This is a genomic window from Nocardia sp. CC201C (assembly GCF_030010695.1).
Lineage (GTDB): Bacteria > Actinomycetota > Actinomycetes > Mycobacteriales > Mycobacteriaceae > Nocardia > Nocardia otitidiscaviarum.
Genome location: NZ_JASCXP010000444.1, coordinates 1 through 6,030, shown reverse-complemented (window position 1 = coordinate 6,030; position 6,030 = coordinate 1). Strand labels below are relative to the sequence as shown.

The 6,030-nt window shown below is 70.3% G+C and carries 4 protein-coding genes and 1 pseudogene; 4 read left to right on the top strand and 1 reads right to left on the bottom strand.

The features are described 5' to 3' along the window. Both QK444_RS31155 and QK444_RS31150 read left to right on the top strand, forming a co-directional pair. A pseudogene (locus QK444_RS31155) lies at positions 1 to 591 on the top strand (pyridine nucleotide-disulfide oxidoreductase); the annotation flags it as partial. 452 nt (positions 592 to 1,043) lie between these two features. Further along, a complete protein-coding gene (locus QK444_RS31150; RefSeq protein WP_282785660.1) occupies positions 1,044 to 2,252 on the top strand; it encodes an NADP-dependent malic enzyme in 1,209 nt (402 codons plus the stop codon). Between the two features lie 434 nt (positions 2,253 to 2,686). Here the strand turns inward: QK444_RS31150 and QK444_RS31145 are convergent, their stop codons facing one another. Then, positions 2,687 to 3,622, bottom strand: coding sequence for a glycine betaine ABC transporter substrate-binding protein (locus QK444_RS31145; protein WP_282785659.1), 936 nt, complete (start codon positions 3,620 to 3,622; stop codon positions 2,687 to 2,689). A 274-nt stretch (positions 3,623 to 3,896) separates the two neighbouring features. Here QK444_RS31145 and QK444_RS31140 point away from each other — a divergent pair, with 274 nt between their 5' ends. Further along, positions 3,897 to 4,790, top strand: a complete 894-nt coding sequence (locus QK444_RS31140) for an ABC transporter substrate-binding protein (protein ID WP_282785661.1) — start codon at positions 3,897 to 3,899, stop codon at positions 4,788 to 4,790. Between the two features lie 10 nt (positions 4,791 to 4,800). Further along, a complete protein-coding gene (locus QK444_RS31135; protein ID WP_282785658.1) occupies positions 4,801 to 5,964 on the top strand; it encodes an ATP-binding cassette domain-containing protein in 1,164 nt (387 codons plus the stop codon). Positions 5,965 to 6,030 lie beyond the last annotated feature (66 nt).

Sequence of the window (6,030 nt, the reverse complement as noted above, 5' to 3'; positions counted from 1 at the left end):
AGCCTGCCGGGCCTCTTCGGCGCGGGCGACGTGACCACACGGGAGCCGATCACGGGTGCGGTGAGCGGATTCGGCGGACAGAACGGGGCCTGGGCGATCTCCTCCGGGGTGTGGTCGGGCGCCGCCGCGGCCCGCTTCGCGCGGGAGCGGCGCACCATCGGCAAGACGCGCGCGGTGCCCGGAGCCGGACTGGGCGCGCGGTCCGGCATCGACCCGCGCGCGGTGGTCGGCCTGGTGCAGGAGCACACCCTGCCCCTGCGGCGCTCGTACTGGCGCAGCGAGGGCAGTCTGCGCGACAGCATCGGCGAGCTGGACGGCGTGTGGCCGGGTGTGCGGTTCGATCTGGGCGGCGGCGGTGCGGACCGGTTGCGCGCCCGGCAGGCGGCGGCGCTGCTGGCGGTGGCGCGCTGGACCAAGTACAGCGCGCTCGCGCGCACCGAGACCCGCGGCATGCATCGCCGCACCGACCATCCGGGCCGCAGCCGCGCGGGGCGGGTGCGGCTGGTGTCGGGCGGCTTGGATTCGGTGTGGGTCCGTTCCGACCGGTCGGCGGCGAATACGGCCGTGGGGGAACTCACCGCGGCCGAGTAGACCGCATTGTGATGTCTCACCGAATCGTGACGCGGTCGTGCGAGTTCTCCCTTACCTCCGGTTAATTACCGTCCACTACGCTCTGAAAATGGTGAATGAGCGAGACGGACCGTAGGCCCGATTTGGCACGTCGTCGCCGCTGCTGGCAAGATATGACGATCCCCGTCCGCTGTCACCCCAGCCGGTCGGGAGATCCGGTGATCACGATCACCCCGGCACCATGCCCGGACACACCCGTCCGGTTTTCTCGCTCGACGATCTGTGCAGCGACACGCTCTTTCCAAACCGTCGGACCCTTGCCTCTGTCACGTCGACCGACGACAGTGGCACAGTGCGTTTCGACGGCGTGGTCAGCGCACCTCAGAGCCCCCGAAAACCATTAGTACCTATTACCGAACGGTAACCGTCAAACGGTTGAGTCCGCACCGAGCAGGAGTGAAATCGTGTCACCCGTGACTGAAGCAGTGAACGCCACCGCGACCCCGTCGACCAATGCGGCGAATCTGGCCGACATCACCACGGAAGAAATTTACGCGGGTCACCTCGGTGGCAAGCTGTCGGTCGAACTCACCGCACCGCTCGAGACCCAGCGCGACCTGTCCATCGCCTACACCCCCGGTGTGGCGAAGGTGTGCCTCGGCATCGCCGAGGACGAATCCCTGGCCAAGACCTACACCTGGGCCGAGCGCCTGGTCGTGGTGGTCTCCGACGGCACCGCCGTGCTGGGCCTGGGCGATATCGGCGCACGCGCCTCGCTGCCCGTCATGGAGGGCAAGGCGGCGCTGTTCAAGAAGTTCGCCGGTCTCGACTCCATTCCGCTGGTGCTCGACACCAAGGACCCTGACGCCATCGTGGAGACCCTCATCCGCCTGCGCCCGAGCTTCGGCGCGGTGAACCTGGAGGACATCTCCGCCCCCCGCTGCTTCGAGATCGAGAAGCGTGTCATCGAGGCGCTGGACTGCCCGGTCATGCACGACGATCAGCACGGCACCGCCATCGTGGTGCTGGCCGCCCTGAAGGGCGCGGCCGCGTTGCAGCAGCGCGACATGTCCGCCATGAAGGTCGTGGTCTCCGGTGCCGGCGCCGCCGGTGTGGCCTGCACGAACATCCTGCTGGCCGCCGGTGTCTCCGACATCATCGTGCTCGACTCCAAGGGCGTGGTGAGCCAGGACCGCACCGACCTCAACGAGGTCAAGGCGGAATTGGCCCAGCGCACCAACCCGCGCGGCGTCACCGGCGGCCCGGCCGAGGCCCTCGCCGGCGCGGACGTGTTCCTGGGGCTGTCGGCGGGCACCGTCGCCGAGGAGCTCATCGCCGCCATGGCGCCGGAGTCCATCGTCTTCGCCATGTCCAACCCGAACCCGGAGATCCACCCGGACGTGGCCGCCAAGTACGCCGCCATCGTGGCCACCGGGCGCAGCGACTTCCCGAACCAGATCAACAATGTGCTCGCCTTCCCCGGCGTCTTCAAGGGCGCGTTGGACGCGGGCGCGCGCCGCATCACCGAGGGCATGAAGGTCGCCGCCGCCGACGCCATCTTCGGTGTCGTCGCCGACGAGCTCTCCGCCGACAAGATCATCCCCAGCCCCCTCGACCCCCGCGTGGCCCCGGCCGTCGCCGAGGCCGTGGCCGCCACCGCCCGCGCCGAGGGCGTCGCGTAGCTCGGGAGACGTCACCAGGACGGGGGTCCGGTTCCATCGGAGTCGGACCCCCGGCGCGTGCGTCGGGCTGCGTCGCGTGCGTCGGGCTGTCCCCCCGACGTGCGGTTCCGTCGGGCGTGGCCGTGCGTCGGTGGGACCCCGCTGCGTCGGCGGGTTCGCGACCGGTCGACGGATCGGCAGGCAGCCGTGTGGCGCGTCGACGAGCGCCTGCCGGGAGGAGCGGACCACAGCCGTTCAGATGACCCATGAACCCTGCCGACAGTGCCGAACCCGCATTCGGGGACACCGCCGTACGGCCATTCGGGACACCGCCGTACGGCCTGGGTTTCGGTGTGGTCGTGCCGGTTGCGTGGAACCTCACCGCAGCGACGGCCGGGACGTGTCGTGACGAGATCCCGCTCGGCGGCGGGCGTGCGCGACCGTCCGACGTCCCGCTACAGCGCGTGGGCGTCGAGCCAGGAGCGGGCCAGGTCGGTGGGGGAGGCGTTGTGGTCGCGGACGTCGCGGACCATGGCGGCGAGGTCGGCGGTGGTGAGTTCGCCCGCCACGTAGTTCAGTTTGCGGGTCTGGTCGCCGGTGAGCGCGCCCTTGCGGATGACAGGGAGGACCTGCTGGGCGCGGAAGGCGTAGTCGGGGTCCGCGATGGTGGTGAGGTCTTCCGGAGTGGGGCCGGGCAGCAGCGGCGGGGGGACGGTCAGGACGGCCGCCTGGATCTCGCCGTTGAGCAGGGCGTTTCGGGCCGCGATATCGTCGGGGTACTCGGTGATCTGAGTGATGGTGCAGCCGTAGGTGTTTCGGAGCGGGTCCCGCACGTCCCGCGCGGGGTCGAGGGCGGGGCGCAGCGGATCGGTGGGTGTGCCGGTGGTGATGCCCACCCGCAACTCGGCGCAGCGGGGAGCCAGGTCCGGCAGTGTGGCGGGGAGGTTCTCGGCGGCGCGGGTGGTGAGCGTGATGCGCAGATCGGTGCCGTCGGCGGGGTCGGAGACCACGATGCCCTCGGGCAGCGCGGCGTAGACGGCCGCGAGCACCTTCGCGGGGGTGGTCGCGGTGGCGTCGGCGTGCAGGGCGCGCAGCAGATCGCCGGTGTCGTCGCCGGTCACCGCGATGGTGGCGGCGTCGAGGGCGGCGAGGTAGTCGGCGCGGGTGCCGAGGTCGGCCGCGACGGCGGTCCGGGCTCCGGTGCGGGCCAGCGCGCCCGCGTAGATCTCGGCGACCACCCGCGCCTGCGCGGAATCACCCGCACCCACCACGATGGCCGGATCGTCGTCGCGGGCACAGGACACCATGGCCGCCGCCGACACCGCCACCAGTGCCGTACCGAGCAGCCGACCGAAACCATTCCGCCCGAAGCGAATCGTTGCGCCGAACATGTGCGACAGTCTGCCTGGCGGGGGTGCGGGCGGTGGACAGCGGCACACTCGATTGCGCGAAACGCCCAGGAGAAGTCAGCGACAACTCGGCGAGCCAGGCAATATGGACACCCATGAGCGGTCCGGTCTTCCCATCCCGTGGCCGCTGTCGATCCGCTGGGATGTCGGAAGGACAGTTGTGAAATCCCCGATCACCACGCGTGGCCGCCGCGGACTACGCCCCGCTCTCACCGTTGCCCGGGTGGTCGCCGCGGCCGTCGCGCTCGCGGCCGCCATGGCGCTCACGGCGTGCGGCGACTCCGACCCGCTCTCGGGCGGCGGCGGCAGCTGCAGCACCGACGAGAACCAGGTCACCGTCGGCTCGGCCAACTTCCCGGAATCCGAGACTGTCGCCAACATCTATGCGGAAGCCTTGCGCGCCAACGGTTTCAGTGTCGACACCAAACTCAATATCGGCAGCCGCGAGGCGTACGTCCCGGCGCTGCGCAGCTGCTCGATCGGCCTGGTGCCCGACTACACCGGCAATCTGCTCCAGTACCTGGACTCGGCGGCGACCGCCACCTCCGCCGACGAGGTGAACGCCGCGCTCACCGCCGCGCTCGGCGATCAGCTCGCCATTGCCGACCCGGCTCCCGGGCAGGACTCCGACGCCGTGGTGGTCACCCGCGCCACCGCCGACCGCTGGAACCTGCGGACCATCGGCGATCTGGCCCCGCACTCGGCCGAGGTCACGTTCGCCGCGCCCGCGGAATTCCAGGAGCGGCCGGGCGGTCTGCCGGGGCTGAAGAAGAACTACGACCTCGACATCGCGCCGGGCAACTTCGTGCCGATCGCCGACGGCGGCGGACCGGCCACCGTGCGCGCACTCGTCGAAGGGCAGGTGACGGCCGCCGACATCTTCACCACCTCACCCGCCATCGCGGAGAACGACCTGGTGGTGCTGGCCGATCCGAAGAACAACTTCGCCGCCCAGAACGTGGTGCCGCTGTTCAACGCCGCCAAGAAGAGCGACAAGCTGGTGTCCGTCCTGAACGCCGTGTCGGCGAAACTCACCACGGCGGAACTGATTTCGCTCAATACCGCGGTCTCCGGCGCGAGCAAGACCGAACCGGCCGCCGCGGCGGCGGACTGGGTGCGGGCGCAGGGACTCGACCAGCCGATCGCATAGGGAGGCCCACGTGTCCGATATCGAGTTCCGCGGCGTCACCAAGACCTATCCGGACGGCACCACCGCCGTACACGATCTGGACCTGCGCATCGAATCCGGTTCCTTCACCGTCTTCGTCGGGCCGTCCGGCTGCGGCAAGACCACCTCGATGCGCATGATCAATCGCATGATCGCCCCCACCTCGGGGACGATCACCGTTGCCGGACAGGATATTTCGGCGATCGACCCGGTGAAGCTGCGGCTCGGTATCGGCTACGTCATCCAGAGTGCGGGCCTGCTGCCGCACCGCACCGTCCTGGACAACGTGGCCACGGTGCCGGTGCTCCAGGGGGTGCGGCGCAAGCAGGCGCGCGCGGCGGCGTTGGAGGTGCTGGACCGGGTCGGTCTGGACCGCGGTCTGGCGCAACGCTATCCGTCCCAGCTGTCGGGCGGTCAGCAGCAGCGTGTCGGGGTGGCGCGGGCGCTGGCCGCCGATCCGCCCATCCTGCTCATGGACGAGCCGTTCAGTGCCGTGGATCCGGTGGTGCGTGCCGAACTCCAGACCGAAATGCTGCGGCTGCAAGCCGAACTGCACAAGACCATCGTGTTCGTCACCCACGATATCGACGAGGCGGTCACCCTGGGCGAACGCATCGCGGTCTTCGGGCCGGGCGGCGTACTCCAGCAGTACGACACCCCCGACCATGTGCTGGCCCAGCCCGCCAACGACTTCGTCGCCGAATTCGTCGGCCGCGACCGGGGCTACCGGGCGCTGTCGTTCCGCTCCGCCGACACCGTGCCGATCCTGGGCGTCGCCACCGCGACCGAGGACGAGATCAGCGGGCAGCGGCTGCTGCTCGGCGACTGGGTGCTGGTGGTGGACTCCGAACGCAAGCCGCTCGGCTGGATCGACGTCACCGGCGTGGAAGCCTTCCGCGCCGGAAATCCGCTGCGCGACTGCATGTCGGCGGGCGGCTCCCTGTTCCCACCGGATGGTGACCTGCGGCTCGCACTGGACGCGGCGGTCTCCTCGCCGTCGGGAATCGGTGTGGCCGTGGACGACTCGGGTGCGGTGCGCGGCGGCATCGACGCCGGCGACGTGCTCGAGGCACTGGCCCGCCAACGCTCCGGCGAGGACGCCGACCGCAACAAGCACTACTTCCAGGAATCGCCGACCGCTGACCGGGAGGCGTGAAATGCGCACCGTGCCGACCCGCCCGGCAACCACCGTAGCGGCGTGGCCGCCCGCTACCGCAGCGAG

Coding starts and splice junctions, on each gene's coding strand:
- QK444_RS31140 (WP_282785661.1), top strand. CDS start 3,897: ATGGCGCTCACGGCGTGCGGCGACTCCGACCCGCTCTCGGGCGGCGGC.
- QK444_RS31145 (WP_282785659.1), bottom strand. CDS start 3,622: ATGTTCGGCGCAACGATTCGCTTCGGGCGGAATGGTTTCGGTCGGCTG.